Source organism: Robertmurraya phoenicis, from assembly GCF_047302285.1.
Classification (GTDB): Bacteria; Bacillota; Bacilli; order Bacillales; family Cytobacillaceae; genus Robertmurraya.
The window spans coordinates 935,988-953,462 of sequence record NZ_CP154845.1 but is presented as its reverse complement, the minus strand read 5'-3'; the positions used below and the strand labels follow the sequence as shown (position 1 = coordinate 953,462).

Annotated in this window: 21 protein-coding genes and 1 pseudogene; 3 read left to right on the top strand and 19 right to left on the bottom strand. The window is 36.3% G+C overall.

Annotation, left to right across the window (positions count from 1 at the left end):
* Positions 1-57 precede the first annotated feature (57 nt).
* From AA0X71_RS04500 to AA0X71_RS04490, 3 genes are all read right to left on the bottom strand, one after another.
* Positions 58-996, bottom strand: coding sequence for a ring-cleaving dioxygenase (locus AA0X71_RS04500; protein WP_413359698.1), 939 nt, complete (start codon positions 994-996; stop codon positions 58-60).
* 193 nt (positions 997-1,189) lie between these two features.
* Positions 1,190-2,662, bottom strand: coding sequence for a flavin monoamine oxidase family protein (locus AA0X71_RS04495; protein WP_413359696.1), 1,473 nt, complete (start codon positions 2,660-2,662; stop codon positions 1,190-1,192).
* A 79-nt stretch (positions 2,663-2,741) separates the two neighbouring features.
* Complete coding sequence (locus AA0X71_RS04490) at positions 2,742-3,350, bottom strand: LysE family translocator (RefSeq protein ID WP_413359694.1); 609 nt, start codon at positions 3,348-3,350, stop codon at positions 2,742-2,744.
* Between the two features lie 99 nt (positions 3,351-3,449).
* Here AA0X71_RS04490 and AA0X71_RS04485 point away from each other — a divergent pair, with 99 nt between their 5' ends.
* Positions 3,450-4,013, top strand: coding sequence for a sugar O-acetyltransferase (locus AA0X71_RS04485; protein ID WP_413359692.1), 564 nt, complete (start codon positions 3,450-3,452; stop codon positions 4,011-4,013).
* A 288-nt stretch (positions 4,014-4,301) separates the two neighbouring features.
* Here AA0X71_RS04485 and AA0X71_RS04480 read toward each other — a convergent pair whose 3' ends face one another.
* Entirely contained in the window at positions 4,302-4,973 is a 672-nt protein-coding gene (locus tag AA0X71_RS04480; protein ID WP_413359690.1) for a GNAT family N-acetyltransferase, read from the bottom strand.
* 245 nt (positions 4,974-5,218) lie between these two features.
* The gene (locus tag AA0X71_RS04475) at positions 5,219-6,160 is read right to left on the bottom strand and encodes an EamA family transporter (RefSeq protein WP_413359687.1); all 942 of its coding nucleotides are present in this window, start codon (positions 6,158-6,160) and stop codon (positions 5,219-5,221) included.
* 91 nt (positions 6,161-6,251) lie between these two features.
* Between AA0X71_RS04475 and AA0X71_RS04470 the strand changes: the two are divergent.
* Positions 6,252-6,433 (top strand): annotated as a pseudogene (locus tag AA0X71_RS04470) (helix-turn-helix domain-containing protein); the annotation flags it as partial.
* Between the two features lie 75 nt (positions 6,434-6,508).
* Here AA0X71_RS04470 and AA0X71_RS04465 read toward each other — a convergent pair.
* From AA0X71_RS04465 to AA0X71_RS04400, 14 genes are all read right to left on the bottom strand, one after another.
* Positions 6,509-7,006: an RNA polymerase sigma factor gene (locus AA0X71_RS04465; RefSeq protein ID WP_413359685.1), complete on the bottom strand. Its 498-nt coding sequence runs from the start codon at positions 7,004-7,006 to the stop codon at positions 6,509-6,511.
* Between the two features lie 84 nt (positions 7,007-7,090).
* The gene (locus AA0X71_RS04460) at positions 7,091-8,275 is read right to left on the bottom strand and encodes a hypothetical protein (RefSeq protein ID WP_413359683.1); all 1,185 of its coding nucleotides are present in this window, start codon (positions 8,273-8,275) and stop codon (positions 7,091-7,093) included.
* Between the two features lie 13 nt (positions 8,276-8,288).
* A complete protein-coding gene (locus AA0X71_RS04455) occupies positions 8,289-9,122 on the bottom strand; it encodes a hypothetical protein (RefSeq protein ID WP_413359681.1) in 834 nt (277 codons plus the stop codon).
* A complete protein-coding gene (locus AA0X71_RS04450; protein ID WP_413359679.1) occupies positions 9,119-9,808 on the bottom strand; it encodes an ATP-binding cassette domain-containing protein in 690 nt (229 codons plus the stop codon). The genes AA0X71_RS04455 and AA0X71_RS04450 overlap by 4 nt, the downstream gene beginning before the upstream one ends.
* Before the next feature lie 12 nt (positions 9,809-9,820).
* The gene (locus tag AA0X71_RS04445; protein ID WP_413359677.1) at positions 9,821-10,195 is read right to left on the bottom strand and encodes a GntR family transcriptional regulator; all 375 of its coding nucleotides are present in this window, start codon (positions 10,193-10,195) and stop codon (positions 9,821-9,823) included.
* Positions 10,196-10,576: 381 nt separating this feature from the next.
* Positions 10,577-10,990: a GNAT family N-acetyltransferase gene (locus AA0X71_RS04440; protein WP_413359675.1), complete on the bottom strand. Its 414-nt coding sequence runs from the start codon at positions 10,988-10,990 to the stop codon at positions 10,577-10,579.
* 47 nt (positions 10,991-11,037) lie between these two features.
* Complete coding sequence (locus AA0X71_RS04435; protein ID WP_413359672.1) at positions 11,038-11,907, bottom strand: MerR family transcriptional regulator; 870 nt, start codon at positions 11,905-11,907, stop codon at positions 11,038-11,040.
* A gap of 250 nt (positions 11,908-12,157) precedes the next feature.
* Positions 12,158-13,345: a hypothetical protein gene (locus AA0X71_RS04430; protein WP_413359669.1), complete on the bottom strand. Its 1,188-nt coding sequence runs from the start codon at positions 13,343-13,345 to the stop codon at positions 12,158-12,160.
* Positions 13,346-13,477: 132 nt separating this feature from the next.
* Positions 13,478-13,726, bottom strand: a complete 249-nt coding sequence (locus tag AA0X71_RS04425) for a hypothetical protein (RefSeq protein ID WP_413359667.1) — start codon at positions 13,724-13,726, stop codon at positions 13,478-13,480.
* Between the two features lie 94 nt (positions 13,727-13,820).
* On the bottom strand, positions 13,821-14,051 hold the full coding sequence (locus AA0X71_RS04420; RefSeq protein WP_413362473.1) for an N-acetyltransferase family protein: 231 nt from the start codon (positions 14,049-14,051) through the stop codon (positions 13,821-13,823).
* Positions 14,052-14,185: 134 nt separating this feature from the next.
* Positions 14,186-14,956, bottom strand: a complete 771-nt coding sequence (locus AA0X71_RS04415; RefSeq protein WP_413359665.1) for a class I SAM-dependent methyltransferase — start codon at positions 14,954-14,956, stop codon at positions 14,186-14,188.
* A 15-nt stretch (positions 14,957-14,971) separates the two neighbouring features.
* Entirely contained in the window at positions 14,972-15,661 is a 690-nt protein-coding gene (locus tag AA0X71_RS04410; RefSeq protein WP_413359663.1) for an MBL fold metallo-hydrolase, read from the bottom strand.
* A gap of 279 nt (positions 15,662-15,940) precedes the next feature.
* On the bottom strand, positions 15,941-16,333 hold the full coding sequence (locus AA0X71_RS04405) for a hypothetical protein (RefSeq protein WP_413359661.1): 393 nt from the start codon (positions 16,331-16,333) through the stop codon (positions 15,941-15,943).
* A gap of 16 nt (positions 16,334-16,349) precedes the next feature.
* Positions 16,350-16,994 (bottom strand): NUDIX hydrolase, encoded by a 645-nt coding sequence (locus tag AA0X71_RS04400; protein WP_413359659.1) that lies wholly within the window; start codon positions 16,992-16,994, stop codon positions 16,350-16,352.
* Positions 16,995-17,095: 101 nt separating this feature from the next.
* On the opposite strand from AA0X71_RS04400, the gene AA0X71_RS04395 reads away from it, so the two are divergent.
* Positions 17,096-17,437 carry a GNAT family N-acetyltransferase gene (locus tag AA0X71_RS04395; RefSeq protein ID WP_413359656.1) on the top strand — a complete coding sequence of 114 codons (342 nt, stop codon included), beginning with the start codon at positions 17,096-17,098 and terminating at the stop codon, positions 17,435-17,437.
* The last annotated feature ends 38 nt before the right edge of the window (positions 17,438-17,475 follow it).

The following is a 17,475-nucleotide window of genomic DNA, read 5'->3' as shown; positions in this document are numbered from 1 at the left end:
CTGCTAAGCGACTAACCGCGCTAGATATCAGTCCCTTTCAAAAGGTAAGAATTAGGATTAATTCAACTCTCTCACTTCAAAGGGAATCAGCCCTCGTTCAATTTGTCCCCTAAATTTTTCATATCGTTCCGGTAGCATAAGCTTTTCCCCTAACTTATCATGAGCTTCATCAAGTGCGAATCCTGGAAGATCTGTCGCAATCTCAAACAATATCTCACCATGCTCGCGAAAATAAATCGAATTAAAATAGTTCCGGTCCTGCACTGGTGTAACACCATAACCATTCAAGGATAGACGCTCTTGCCAAATTAATTGGTCGGCATCATCGGTCGCGCGCATCGCAATGTGATGAACGGTTCCTACACCCATTTGACCGCGACCATTAGAAGTCATTTTAAGATCAATGATATTTCCAATGTCTGCTGGAGATTGGTAGCGAACCATGTCCCCTTCCTCGCCAACAAGTTCAAATCCCATTTGCTTTTCTAACAGTTCTCCGGTTTTTTTCGGCTGAGTAGAGAATAGTGTCGCACCACCGAATCCTTTAATCGCCACTTCTGGAGTGATCCCACCAAAAGACCATGTATTTTTTTCCCCTGCATCTCTTTCAACGATTTCTAAACGAAGTCCATGTGGATCATCAAATCTTACATATTGCTCTCCAAAGCGTTCAACCATTGTGAATGGTACATCAAATTTTTCTAATCTCTTTTTCCAAAACTCCAGAGAACCAGTTGGTACTACATAAGTCGTTACTCCAACTTGACCATCACCAATCACGCCTTGTCGCGCTCCAGCCCATGGGAAGAAGGTAATGATCGTTCCTGGTTTTCCTTCCTCATCTCCGAAATAAAAATGATAGGTACCAGGGTCATCAAAATTGACGGTTTGTTTGACTAAGCGAAGCCCTAGCACTCCCGCATAAAAATCAACGTTCTCCTGTGGATGTCCAACGATTGCTGTTATATGATGAATTCCTGCAGTTTGTTTTCCCATGTAAAACACTCCTCTTTCTATTTCATTTGCTAGTTTTATCTGTACTCGAACATCTTACTTATGAAATAATATCTCGAATTCGAGATATATAAGCAAAAAAATATATTTTTACTTTTTTGTCTCGAAACTATTTATCTTTAATTCAAGATAATTTTAAATGATACTTTTATGATTGTCAACCTCATTTTTCAATCTATCTTCCATTTACCTCATACGCAACTCGAATACCTGATTCCACCGCTCCTTCTACCCATCCATGGAAAGTAGAAGTATGCTCACCAGCAAAGTGCATTCTTCCCTCTGGTTGATAAATAACATCACCTAAATCTATTTTTTGCCCTGGTGCATAAAGTGTAAAACAGCCTGCAGAAAAAGGGTTTCTACCCCAATTAAAAGTGACCCCTTTTAAAAACTCCTGGTACACGATGGATCCATATATTTTTGCTAAGTCCTTTAAGACATATTGAATGACTTCCTGGTTGGAAAGACTATTCCACAATGCAGCATCATGTCCCCAACTATAACTTGCCAGCATGACTGCTGGTCCCGTTCGGCCGATATTATGACTAGGGATATAACTGAATCGTGTCGGCAAATCAGAAATCGCGTTGCCTACTTGGTAACTCTCCCAAAAAGGATACCTAAATTCAATCCCAACTTTCACCGAAGATATACTTAGTATCTCCCGAATCGCTTGCCGCTTATTGAAGGTGATCGACTCGTACGGTTCAATATCAATCAATTGCAGAGCTGAAAAAGGAATCGTAATAATCGCATAATCTCCTGTAAAAGTATGTACCTGCCCTGTTACTTGATTGGTTGTCTGAAAAAACACACCCTGCTCATCTTGAATGATTTTTGTAATTTTCTCATTCAAATAAATTTCATTCCTTAATTCGGTTAGAAATGAATAAGGTAAACGGTCATTCCCACCAACTATCTCAAAAAATTGGGCATCCTCGTTAAAAATCGGATATATAATATCCGTCACAATCCCAACAAATGAGAGTTCACGAAAACCTTCCATTCCAAGCATAATGCTAATTAACCGAATCGCATTCAATGACAAAGAAGGGCCATAAGGATTATCTCTCAAAAAAGCTTCCATCGAATAATCATCAAATTGTTTCATTAATTCTTCCTGTTCCTCTGTCGTGCTATGTTGATAGCGATCTAAAAAGGGCTGTACGGCTGCTAAAAATAGTTCGGTTGCCGTCTTCCCTTTTTCCCAACCGCTGAGAGGAAAACGTAACACATCAGGATTTTGTTCATAATAGGAACTTGTCGTTAGCACATTATTCACGTAAATCAAATCATTTGGAGTAGCATTTATGAAGTTATTGGTTTTAAGCTTGAAGCGACGAATATATTCTAAAACTAATAGATGGTTGTCAGGGATTCTCATCGCTCCAAAATCCAAATAGTTCCCATCACTAAAAGGCTTGCGAACGGTATAAATTCGACCACCAATTCGGGAATTCCCCTCAACCACCGTTACACGATGGCCAGCTTGTTTTAACAGAGAAGCTGCAACAAGCCCTGCCATCCCAGCACCTGCAATCAAAATTCTTTTCGGAGTTGTTCCCTTGTTTAACCCATTTCTAATTAAATAAAGCATATCATCTGGATAATTCAAATAAGAATATTCGGTCGCTACTCTACTCATCCACCCCACTCCTTCCTATTTCATACTATGAAAGGGTGGTAGTGGATATGATGGGGCAAAAGATGGCAGTAAAATATGATTATTTCTTCTCCAACGCTAATTTCAATCCAAAGCCAATGAGGATAATTCCTGTTGTTTTATCCATCATTCGTTGAACTTTCGCAGACATTAACCACTCACGCAAATAGTTGATGAAAAATACATAAACAAAAAACCAAGTGATCGATAATACCGTGTATATCACACCCATCATGATAAGCTGAGTTGTCACATTATTTGACCCATTTACAAATTGGGGAAGAAACGTGATAAAAAACATCGCCACCTTTGGATTAAGAACATTCGATAATAGCCCTTGCGTAAAAGGTGATTTCTTCGTATTCTTCTCTAAACCAGACTTCGTTTCTTTATCCTTTTTAATAAAGGAAGTAGCTCCAAGATAAATAAGATAAATGGCTCCTACATACTTCACAATTTCGAAAGCAATAGCCGACTGCATAAGAATTGCCGATAATCCGAAAGCAGCTGCTAAAGTATGTACCAAAGAACCCGTTGTAATTCCAAGTGCGATTCGGTAACCATCTTTTCGTCCATCTGAAATCGTTCTTTTTGTAATAAGAGCCGTATCTATACCTGGACTCATGACTACAAATAATGATAATAATAGAAAGGTGAAGAAATCATTCATTGGAAACCACCCCTGTTTAAAATTAACAACAGAGTATAATATTTTTCAATATTCTGCAAGAATTATTTTTCATATGAAAAAGACAGAGGAGTAATTACCATGCAATCAGAAAAAGAAAGAATGGTAGCAGGTGAAATGTACAACCCTGCAGACCCAGTTTTACTGAAAGACCGTGAAGAAGCAAGACGTAAGTTTAGAATTTATAATCAAACGCTAGAGTCAGAAGGTGAAAAACGAACATCTTTATTAAAAGAATTACTTGGTTCTACAGGTCAAAACGTCTATATGGAACCAAATATCCGCTTTGATTATGGCTACAACACCCATGTAGGAGAAAACTTTTTTGCCAATTTCGACTGTACGATTTTGGACGTATGTGAAGTGCGCATCGGAGATAATTGCATGATGGCCCCAGGTGTGCATATCTACACGGCCACTCATCCCCTACACCCTGCTGAACGTAATTCAGGGAAAGAGTACGCAAAGCCGATTACAATTGGGGATAATGTGTGGATTGGTGGGAGTGCCGTTATTAATCCAGGCGTCACGATCGGAGATAATGTCGTCATTGCCTCAGGTGCCGTTGTCACGAAAGATATACCCAATAACGTTGTTGTAGGGGGAAATCCAGCAAAAATCATTAAGGAAATTGACGTTAAATAACAATAACGGTTATGTTATTTCATAGATTAATGTGACTTTGTGATAAGCGGAGAATTTCCTGTTACATGCAGGATGAAGCTTACTTTGAGGAATATAAGGGGAAAATTTCCGCTTATCGAGTACAAAATCACTTATTTTCATGATTTTCGAGCTCATAAGCGGAATTTCTCCGGCTATATAAACTATTTTTCATGATATTTGCTAATTAAGCGGAAATCTTCCGTCTATAGCTCTTTGCGTTTCTTCACCCGCTATTAAGGGCTGACTTTTCGGAAAGCCATTTCCCTTTTAAAATGGTTTTAATGCAACTGTTTCTTTCGATTCTAGACTTGCAATCATATCTAACCATTTCTTTGGCTTGTTTGGTAGAACGGTATAATATCTTTTCAAGAATTTCACCACTAGTTCAGCATCGATCGCCTGTACTTCAGGGTCCATCGTTAAAAAGGAGAGATCTAACCCTTCTACTGCCTCACCATCATTATTCCATGATGGATGAACATATGGAAAGTCTAAGCGACGATAGCCTAAATGAGACAATACTTCACGGCGAACATACGGATCCATCGGCTTAACGCCACCAAATTCATAGTGGTCCACTCGATATGGATCATAAATTTCCGCAAACATGCCAAAAAGCTCTTTTCCATTTGCTTCTGCTAACGCCTTTAAATCGGCTGCTCTTTTATTCGCTAAAAATGGTCCGATTCCAAGTCCAGCTTGGCCGATAATGGTAAAGTCAGTCATCGCTACATTGAAATCTTCATAATAACGATATTCCGTTGCTCCAACCACTTGTCCTTCATGAACCGCCACAAATACTCTAATCCCTGGATCCTCTAAAGGCTCCTTCCAGAGGTCAAACTCCAATACCTCTTCTGGTGGAAAAATATCTTGCATCAATTGATGCATTTGTGTAAACAGTGGATCATCTATGCTTGTAATCCTTATGTAATCCATTTCATCCATTCCTCCTTTTGGCAAGCTTCGAAACCTTAAACAAAAATAGAATAGCATAACAAGTTCATATATTGCTAAAGAAAGTTTTCAGTTCATCAATCATTCATGCGATAATCTTTTCTGTTGATTCATGAATGAATTGAATCTCATCGGACTCTAACTGAATGAATTTGTTAGCATAACTAACTAATAGCAAATGAGATAATCATTTTTCAGGCGAAAAGTGCGGCTAATCCCCCTTAAAACTAGCTAATTTTAAGGGGCTCTTCACTCTGTGAAAGTTCTGTTTCATTTGAGCTATTTTTACTCAAAGCCAGCACAACAATCATGATCATAATACATATGGTGCCGAGCCATTGAAACGCTCCAAAGGGTTCTTTTAGCCAAAAAACGGATGAGAGAACAGCGGCTATTGGCTCTGTACTTCCCAAAAGGCTCGATTCTTTAGCTGCGAGACTTTGTAAGCTTTCTATATAAAACCAAAAAGCAAGCATCGTACCAAAGATAATGACGAATAGTAAGTAGAAATACGCTTCCACTGTTAAGGATTGAAAGTTCATTTGCCAAGGTGGATGAACAAAACTTAGTGCTAGACTACCGATGATCATCGCCCAACCAACAATGACAAGGGAATCGTATTGTTTTAATAAAGGCACGGCATATAAAGTATAAAATGCTAACGCAACTCCAGATAAAACACCCCAAATGATCGCTGGTGCTGGTAACGATAATTGAGTAATTGACCCATTGGTTAATAAGAAAAAGCAGCCAATTAATGCAAGTGAAACTGTCAGCAGATCTTTTCTTGTAAGGATAGCTTGCCTCCGAAAAAGCAAATAAACGATGATCATGACAGGTGCCAAATATTGAAGCAATGTCGCTACTGCTGCATTTCCATGTTTAATAGAGGCCATATAGGTGTATTGTACCGCAAGCATTCCGAGTAACCCAAAAATCATTAATTGAATAGCTACCCTTCTAGTTCTCCAAACTCCTATTATTTGAGCACGATCTTTTCGAAAAAATTGGACTGTTAAGAGTAAAACACCAGCAATAAGCAACCTAGTAGTCACTAGCCAATTGACATCTATTGCAAACTCTTGAAATAATTTTTTGGAAACTGTCCCACCAATCCCCCAAAATAATGCTCCCGTTATCACAAGAATGATTCCCTTGTATCTACTCATCATGAATTCTCCGCCTTAAGTATAAAAATAGTATTACAATATCTCATATGATAAATGAATAATGCATTAAATTATACTAAAATGGAATAAATATCGAATTCAAAAAAGCCTACTTTTACTGCAACAATCAGAATCAAATGTCACTGATGTTGCCTTTCAGTAGGGTTTAATAGTACAAACAATTTCATTGATAAATTCCGAAAGTCGATGAACATGACACTGCTAGCTTATAAAAAACATAAAAAAGCGACTTATCTTAATGAGGATTTTTAATCCTTCAGTTCAATATTTCTCAATTTCAACAATAATTCATCAAATAAAAATCCCCACAGCATTCGCCATGGGAATCTAGTTCATCGTTGCTTTTAGCAAACGTTTTGCCCGAAAGAGTCTTGTTTTTACGGTAGAAATATTGATATCCAAATATTGTTGAATCTCTTTCATTTTCAAATCCTTGATATAGGCCAAATATAAGATTTCTTGGTATTTGTCGGGGAGACCATTCATTTGCTGTTGAACTTCCTCTCCCGTTTGTTGGTTCATCACTTCAGATTCTGGTGTCTGGTCGTTGGCAATAAAGAATTCGGAGGTCGGTATCACTCGTTGGTGATAACTCGTTCTTAAATGATCCATGCACTGATTTTTCGTGATCGTATATAACCACCCTTTGATCGAACAAATATCTTCTAATTGCCCTTGATGGATATAACATTTTATGAATACCTCTTGCACAATATCTTCCACAAGATACGGATCCATCACATATCTCCACGCCAATTTTTTCAGCTCAGGACTATACGTATTCACAATTTCTTCAAATTGAAGTTCATTAAGATTCTCTCTCATCTTCATCACCAAAACCTATCTTATTATTGGGCGAGAAAAAGAGTCCTACAGCAAACTTTTTCTCGCTCATTTTAATAACAGCACCTACTCAATATAATGAATATAGAGGCTATCCTTTGTATAATCAGCACTATCTACTTTAATTTTACCTTCATATAAGGTTTCACCTGTTGTGATATCTCCGATAAAAAAGATATGTCCACTATCCGTTAAATAGCTTGAATAGAGTTTTCCATTCATTAACGTCATATAAGTCGTTTCATAACCATTTTTCATATCTGCTTTATCAAATTTTTCTACAACTCCCCATTGTTCCTTTTCAATATCATATTGATGTACTTCAAACCCTTTCTCCATCACAATGGAGAGATATAATATTCCATCTTTTATCGATGTGGAATATATCTCATTAGCTAATTCTTCAAGCATCTCCACTTCCTTCAATACATTCGTTTCCTTGTTATAGACGAAGACTTCTTTTACTACTGAAGGAGATGTATCAAAATTCTGTTCATTTTCATAGGATTCTGACTCTCTTTTTATGAACGCATATTTTTCTGGTTGAATGGAAGATTGATTATCATTAAAAATCAAACCGGACCAACCGTTTTCAACGGTAGAAGTCGTAACAATCGTTTCATTCTTGACTAACTTTTGCGTTTCCATATCAAAAGTGTATAGAGACGCTTCTTCTCCTCCGGTTGTAAGACTTGAGCGCACTATGACCGATAAAATCCCATCAAAAACTTGAACATCCACAACATCGTACCAACCATAATCACTAGAGTTTGGTACTTTATATTGAAACGAAGTCGTATCATTTGTTTTCTTATCTAATACGTCAATATCTAACGTATAATCAATGGAGCTATAGTTAAAATCCCTTTTCATCCCGGCATAAGCTAAGAGATTTTCATTTTCAAAAAAGGAATTTCCATAAAAAGCCTTCCCACGCATAAAACTTCGGTGCTCATCAATCAATTTCTCGAAAACAGGCTGGTAGTTATTGTTGATCACTTCTTCAAGAAAAGAGCGATTATTTAAAATAAGCGTTTCTTTTGTTGAAACTTGTCTAAAAGATTGAGTCATATCCCCAATTCGATAATCACCATATAGAACTAAGTCATTCAATTCAGCTTCATCACCACTGATTTTTTCAAACTCTATTTTCACATTGTCTTTTGCTGCTAACCCAGATTGCAGATAAAAAGTTCCAAGTACCATTACCATTGCGATGGAAAGCAGGCTGATTTTCCAATATCGTTTCATTTATCTCACTCCCTTAAACCCTAATTTTATGCTTAATAAGCTTATTTCCTATCCATAACGCTCCAACTAGAACAATTAATACTGCTCCAATCTCCAGTAAGAATAACTCCATTGGATAGAAGTAATTCTCAAGAATAAAAGAATCAATTAATAACGGCCCAATCGTAACTAAAAAGGAAACACCAACATAAATAATGGCGTATAAAATCCCTTTTAGACGATAAGAGCGTTCAAATAGAATCGCTGTAAAAATAACGAATACGGCGATCATTCCAGTCCCATAGAAAAGTACAAATTCAATCAATGTTTTCGGGAACAATAAGTATAAGAAATAAAGATTTTCGGTAATTTCTAGTACAGACATATCCATGCGAAATTCAGGTGGAACCATCCATTTTAACACTTGGCTTTCAATAGGAAATAATAAAATTTGTAAGGCAACAAGACCTAACACAAACAGTAAAATTGTCGTTGCTTTTGCAAAGTAAATATTGATTCGCTCTGTCGGTAACATGAATAAACGATAGCTAAATGTGTTTTTGCCAAACCAATCACGATACCAAATAAAGAATACATAAATGAGTAATGCCACAATACAAAGGGCAATCGGTCCCATAAACCATCCCGTTTGCGAAAAATTATAAAAAGACATCATTCCATATTGATCAAGAAAATCGCTTTGTGGCATTAAATTTACGTAGATTTCTTCATTTGCCTGACTCATATAACTTTTCGATGTAATGATGAGTCCCACGATTTGAGAAAGAATCGTAACCCCTATTAAGACAAGATAAAATTTAACAAAACGCTCAAACTCAAAGTTCACTAGTTTTAAGTAACGATTCATGCTTTATACACCTCTCTCATCACATCGACTACAGATTTTCCTTCATTCTCTCTAACTTCTTCTGTATCGAATTCTCTTAAAATGACACCATTATCTAGTAAAACGGCTTTATCAATTAAATGTTCAATATCATTAATTTCGTGCGTGGTAATGATAACGCCACGATCTTCAATTAAATGACTTGTAAACACATCAGCAATCTGCTCACGGCTGAAGATATCAATTCCTGAAAAAGGTTCATCCATGAGAACGTAATCCACATCTAAAGCTAGTCCAAGAATTAAATTCACTTTCGCTGTGTTTCCCTTCGATAATTCAGAAATTCGCTCCTCTTCATTTAATTTAAAGAATGTAAGAAGCTCACTTGCCCGTTCTTGATTCCAACTTTCGTAGAAATCAGCCATGAAGGTGAAAGCCTCTCCGATTTTCATACTTGGTAACATGGTAATCGCATCCGGGATAAACGTTACTTTTTCATAACTACCCCTATGAATTTTTTCTCCATTTATGAGGATTTCGCCATCATCAATCGGAGTTAGAGCCATAATCGCCTTCATTATCGTTGTTTTACCAACACCGTTGATTCCAATTAAACAAGTAATCTTTCCTTTTTCAGCTGTAAAGGAAACCCCTTTTAGGACTTTTTTCTTCCCAAATTTTTTTGTTACATTTTTTAATTCAATCACAGTCATTCCCCCCTATTCATTGCTCTCATTTTTATATTTTTGCTCTACTATAGGCATAACTTCATCCAACGGAACATTAATCGTGCGAACTGCACCCACAAAAGCATCAACCGCTTCTAAAATCAATTCGTTCCGTACCATTTGGAACATTTTCTCGTCCGTCGTCATCCGACTAGGTAAGTTTCCTTCAGTAAAAATCAAGCCCTGCTCCTCCATTTCTTTATACGCCCTTTGCGCCGTATTTGGATTAATTTTCAATTGATTGGCCAATTCCCTCCTTGAAGGAATCTCTTGACCTGGTTCAAATAACCCTGTAGCCATTTGCTCTTTAAAATGCCGAATGACTTGCACATAAACAGGATCCCGGTTGTTAAACTTAATATTCATAGATCCAACTCCTAAAAGAACTTAGTATATTTCGATAAATCATTGTATTAACACCTTAATACAGGATGAGCAAAAAAATCCGTGTATCAATTGGTTCATACAGTGTGAGCAAAAATGAACTTGTATTAAGCGAATAATACATAGTGTGTAAAAAAATATCCGTATTATTCGGTTAATACACAACGTACAAAAAAACATTTCCCCTCTTGTATTAACCACGTAATACACCCGATGTATGTATTATATGGTTAATACAGTTTTGAAGTCAAGTCCATAATGAGAAAAAATCAGCTTTCTTTTCATATACATGAAAATCGTAATCGTACTCTATTTTGATCGAATGCTGCGATTAAAGAAACTTTCATTATCAACACATCCTTTTCAAGATGGAACATATTCCATCGGCTCCGTGCTATGAACATAGCCATTTTTCTTATAAAAGGAAATGGCCTCCTCACTTGGCCACACGATCACAAATTCATAATGATTGTCTTCGATCCACTTGTTAATTTTATTTAGCATCCTGCTTCCAATTCCTGTTCCTCGATGAGCTGGAATCGTGTAAACGTTCGTCATATAAGCAAAGGGATAGGTAGTTTTCCCAGGACGCGGTACTTTTTCGATTAACTCTATGTAAATATGGGATACGATTGCGCCATTTTCCTCCGCCACCCAAATGATCCAACGTTCACTCTGTAGCGCCTTTTCTAAAAATAAACGACATTCTTTTTCAAAGTCAGAGAAAGACTCGTTTTTCTTGCTTTCATCGAACTCAACAGTGAAGTCCCATCTCATCTTGACTAATTGCTTGATATCATCAGAAACTGCAAATCGAATATTTATTACGATTCAACTCCTCTTTCACGGAACATTTCCTTGAATTTCTCATTAGCTTTTTCCAATTTATTAAAATACTGGCGATAAGAGTCGCTCAAGATTTTCAAATTGGCGATAAATATATCTGCGTAACCACTTTGCTTCTGGAATTCTAAAAGTAGTTGCTGCCATTTGTAAGCATCTGTTTTCTTATAATCTTCAGAATGGCGAAATTGAACATATTCCTCAATACTTTGTTTATTTGCTTCCATATATTCGTCAATATGTTCAACTGCATCTAATGCAGTCTTAGCCATCCCTTCTAAATCCTCGTGTTTGAATAAAGCGAGGGAACCTTCCAAATATTTCTCAACTTCCTCATTCATTTCTAATTTGTCTAGGTACCCAACAATTTTACAATAGGCGTTCTTCTTCTCATCACTATTTATTTTTTCATTTAAAAAGGTTCCAAAGTGAATGGACAAATAAACTCCATATCCCCCAGGAAAGGATTGGACAAGTTTTTCCTTGATCGTTAAAGAAGGGAGAACATGATCCTTAATATAATCGCTGACATGATCGATTTGAGCATCTTCCCTTAACATCTCAAGTGCTTTCTGCTGTTCCATTATTCTTTGTTTCTTTAATTCCATTACATATTGATATTTAGATAATGTGAACGACTTGTTGTTACTTGATAATATGTCTTTAATTTCGGGAATACCGAGCCCTAGACTTCGGAGCACTGCGATTTCTTGTAAAATCGTGACATCTTCAATACTATAATTCCGATAGCCATTCTCTTCTATTTTTGGATGTACAAGCCCCTGCTTTTCATAATACTCAATCGCTTTTTTCGTTAGAGAGCATTTTTTACATACTTCATTTATCAGCATTTTCTTCACCTCATGAGAATCATAAGCTAATCCCTAAGGGGACAGTCAACCCTCAAATATTTAAGCTCTTTTCGCAAATATTGTCGTTTTTGAGTTATAAATCGCCTAAAAAAATTCAGTATTTTACTCAAATAGAAGTTTAATCGTAGAGAAAAGTGCTGCGCAAAAATAATGTGTGAATAGGAACCCTATTAGCGTGTAAATGTCAGCTCTTGGACATTTACGTAAAATAACCACATTCATTGCGAAATCAGCGAATATTTAAGTAAAAATGCTCCCCCTTTTTCTCAACCTTCCCTTTTATTTCACCAATGCCATCGATAAAGAGGGAGGATTTTCGAATTACCGGCTCGCTCCTTAATCGGAGATGAAGTTCTCTCATCTGTCGGAGCCCTTCCCCTTTTGTCACGACGGGTTGTTGTAAAAGGTATTCTTCGTCATGTATTCTAATTTTCAAGAAGTTTTGATGTAATACTTTATGATCTAACATCACGATATTCATCGGATCAAAAGCCGTAGAGATGATTTTTCCAACAATAGTCAGATGAATTCCTTCTTGTTCATTAAATGCCGTAAATTTTTCCTCTTTATTTTTTATAACAGAATCGACTATCTTCTTCGTCTCAGAACTGATTTCAATCAATCTATATGATTGTTTTATGTCAATATCGCTGCATTCCTTTATATAATCGTAGATTGTTTTTTCCGTATTGAAAAACGTCTCCTTCCATTTTGGAGAAAGCTCATCAAGTAATACACACATAAACAATCCAGAACTGTAGCAACTCATACGAACTTTAATCGTTGATTGATAAGGATCCTTTAACGGTTCACCATATTTACGTAAGATCGTGAAAAATTCGAGTCCACTCTTTTCATAGTATGCCATCATTTCCACATACCAAGCTGGTCCTTCAACTGTTTCTATTAAATTCTCATAGGTTAAGTGTTCATCGATAGCTATCGCTCTTTGTTCCCTAAGAGAGACGAATGCTTGGAGATATTCTTTCCTCTTAACGGGATCTTTTTCTACTAAAGCATGAAAGAGATTCAATCTCTCTTGATTCCGCAACTCCACATTTACCTCTAATACAGGATATGAGAATCCTTTCATTTCATCTGGAAATCGTTTCTCCTCTTTTAAATATTGATAGCCATGAAATAATTCATGAACAAGGATTGAATACAAGTCTTCAAACTTCTCGAAAAATTGTAGATCAACTATCGCCGTTGGATAGTCCTCATACATGATCAGGGTACAAGCATTAAAATGCGCATCCCTTTTCAGCTTTTGTTGATGTTTAAATTTAGGATGGTTAAAAATAGTTACTTCTGTTTCATCGTATACAGCATAAGCAACCTTTTCAAAACCAGGCCAATACTTTTGCAACTCAGCTTGTTCTAAGTCCTGAATGATTCTCTCAATAATGTTTTCCATTACTATTCTCCTGAAGTAATTTCGTGTACAGTTCTATTTCTAGATTGGTAGTGTGATTTTTGCTTATGTATTTTATAAGAAGATTGGGAAAGACGACGAACGAACAAATAAAATCTTCTTGAAAGGCAATTATCAAAATTTATCATCGGCTGCTTTCAACTTGGGTTTAGTAAAAATCTTCCCGTTGTTTAACTCACACCAGTCTTCTAGTTCATCATACGTTTCTTTGTCCCCATATTTTGTTATAAAGGCGTCCTTCGTTTCGAAAACTTCAACTAAACCATTCTCTATAGATGTTATCATTTGGTAAGGGTTCAGTTGAAAAACCTTAGAAACAGCAATTAATTCTCCGATATGCACAATGTTTGAGATATTTTCCATCATTTCCCCCTCCTATGTCAGTTAGATATCTTCCCCCTTACCATTCCATACTATACTCCTTTAAATGAGCTGATTGGCGAACTGTAGTTCACTATCATAAAAGCTTGGACATATAGTATTCATCAACAAATTCTCCATCTACATACAAGGAGTCTCTTTTTACCCCTTCAATTTCAAAACCCATTTTCTTATATAAGCTTAGCGCGACTTCATTATGGGCAATCACTGTTAATTCTAACCGTCGAATTTTTTGTTCTGTTGCCCAGCTTTCTAATCGTTCAAAGAGTCTTCTTCCAACTCCTTGTCCTCGAGACTTAGCTACAATCCCAACGACAATATGAATACTCTCACCACTTCATTTCTTCAAAATTTAAAGTGGAGGTTTCTGGGGTATCGACTAAAAAAATACGATTAACCACCAGTGGAGTTGACACATTGGTGTGCTAGTAACACCAAAATCTATTTCACTTTGCGGCAAACATAAATCATTTCATAACTATCTTGACTGATGGGAGTTTCTTTCCAATCCGAAAACACGTGTACAATTTCAAAGCCATGGGCGATTAACAGTCTCTCCATTTCCTTAGGAAAAACATCTCTCAAGCTAATATTTGTTCTTTTTTCATCCACTATTTTTCCGTCTCTATTGCGATATTTGCGAATGGTTGTATAATGTTGAATTTGATTTAGCGAGTCATATTGACTAATGGTGTACATATCAACTTTTTGGAGTGAATCACTATCGATATAGGTTCGCCAATATTCTTCTGTATTTGGTTGCAATAATTCTTCGACACTTGGAAACCTTGTCCCAAAAATGAAAATTCCATTCATTTCCAAATGCTTATTTACTGATGAAAGAAAGCCATCTTGAGCTTCGTTTGTTAGAAAATGTTGAAATGAGTTTCCAACTGAATACAGTAAGGAACTTTTTAAATCAAGCTCTAATTTTGCGCAATCCTGCTCTACCCATTTTATGGGTACCTTGAGGTTCTCCGCTTTCTTTAAAGCTTCATCTAACATTCCTGTATGAATGTCAACACCTACTAGCTCATAGCCATTTTTCGCTAGAGGGATTGTGATCCTCCCGGTACCACAAGCTAAATCAATAATTGGACCGTTTGATTTCGAGGCCCATTTTAATAAAAATGGGAGCTCCGGTGCATATGATTCATTTTCCTTATCATACAAAATGGGGTCATGATATTCTTCTGCATTAGTTACTGTCATTTCCTTCTCCTTTTACTATGATTCTATTGTTATTAGTTCATCTAAATATGAATTAATATTTCCTTTCAGAACTACTCCATGTCCTGTACATAAGTATTCAATATCAAATTGCTGCATTTCTTTTAACCCTATGATGAAGGACTCAAAATCATATTGTTTTCTCATTTCTTCATTTTGCGACCAATCATATACAAATTGCTTGAATTTTTCCCGTACTTTATTTCCTTCGTCTACAACCTTATTCTCATCTAGTTTCTCTCCAAAAAAGGAAATATGATCTCCACAGAATAATGCCTTATGTTGCTTATCATAATATGCAACAGAGCCCTTTGTATGATGTCTTAGAAGGAGATACTCCATATTTCCTCCAGATAAATCTGAATTAAATCGCTCGCTCATTTCTTCAGGGAGCAGTTCGATGTCATTCTGATGGATATACCCTTTTAAATGCTTAAGAAACGAAATTCCACCAATATGGTCTTTATGTCCATGAGTTAATAAAAACTTGGATATCTCACCCTTATTTATTCCAATACTTTTCAAAGCTTGTTCAAGAAAATGAAAATGCTCTGCTTTCCCAGAATCTATGAGGATAATCTCATTTCCTTCTACTAATAAATAACTATTATTAAACGCATTCCAAGAATCATCCCAAAGCAAAAAGGCATATAAATGGTTAGTGATTTTATCTAAATAAGTTTCCATTAACACTCTCACCCCTAATCCAACCATTTTAAGTGGGGTAACTCCAAATTTAGTTACCCTCTTGTTTTACCTGAGTTATTCAACTTTTCTGTTCAAATTTCATCAGTGAAAGATTCTATTCGTTAACCGTCACAACCTCTATCTTCATCACAATAATTTTGTTACCTAATTTACCTAGTATCTCTCGAAAATAACCATTATAACTTAATAATATTTTGTTACCGTCAGTAAACACGAATTCATAATCATAAAATCCTTTGTTCTCCATATCAATTCTATTTATTTTTTAACTTCCTCCCAAGAGTAGGTATATTCATCCGTTGACCTGAATTCTTTGAATGAAATCCCCTCATCTCCTAGCGTTTTATACGGTAATGCCGCCATGATAAAACAACCTATACTAATCAACACAGGAAGAACACTTATGAAAATCGACATTTTTTTAATGTCTAGAAAGAAGAGAGTCAAAGATGATAAGAAGAGCAAGAAGAATCCGATTGCAAATGCCATATAGCTTTCATTTGGTGTGAAGACATGCCATATTTCGGACTTATGATGCATAATGTTTGTTACCGTTTGGGGAACGACAGGAAGAAAAAGTGGACAAGTTAGCAGGAGCACGACACTGATTGCCAGAAATACATGCCTTGACTCATGATTTTGATATTCCAAATAGATCACCTCTTCATTAATTATATCCGTACTCTAATAATAGTTTACAAACCATTGATAATGACTCATCAGTAGGGACCCAGAGTTTTTTACCCTCTTCTTTATTTCTAAGATGGACAATTTCGATACCTTTATTTTTCAACTCAGATATCGTCGCTCCCTTTCCCAAGCAATCCCATTCTGCCATTGGAACTAACAATAATCCTTGAACATCGTCCCCAGCTCTTATCCAATCCCAATTTTCTATACTAGCCATATATAATACGAAATACGTATAAGGACCTACCGGCAACCCCGGTTTATAAGGCTTAAGTGGATTTGAATTACTTATTCGTTGAATTAAAAACGGAGCAATTTCATCTGCAACATTTATTTTTTCTAAAATATTTCGATCAAGATCATGAAAAAAAGTTCGTCGTGAGGAATCTAATTTTACTTCCACACTAACCTCTTCCTTTGCTTCCCGCATCGCACATTCTAAAATATTCTCGTTTGGTTCCTGCCCTCCACCAATCCCACCAACTCTCCACGCTAAATTTCTCCAGCGTTCTGGCAATCCATCAATATTTAATGTGACAAGGACCTTATCTCCCTTCGTAATAATCACTCCTGAACAAAATGGCTGGTTCATTGTATCCATGATAATAGTAAGTTTTTTCATTTATCTTCCTCTTTTACGTATTTAGTAGATTATATATGGTATACTTCACCAAAAAACAAAAAATTTTGAATATAGTTTGTGAGATTAATGGGAGTGTTATGATGAGTGAGCTTACCTTTAAAAACTTGAATTTCGAACTTGACGATTTGGTGTCCTTTATGACGAGCAATCATTGGATATACCACTCAAATCCGCACCCTTCCATTGATGAAATTGAAAGCAGATTCCATAAAGGCTGGTACTCCACCAATAAAGAAACTTTCTGGATTGAAAAAGATAGCAAGAAAATTGGCCTTCTGATCGTTCACGATATGGATGATACGATTCCTTCTTTTGATATTCGTATTGATGCTAAGGCTCGAGGAAATGGATATGCAACAATAGCGATGCATTGGTTGATTAACTATGTTTTTAATTTACAAGATAAAAAGATCCGGCTGTAAGCCTACACCCGTAGCGATAACTTAGCGATGCGGAAAAC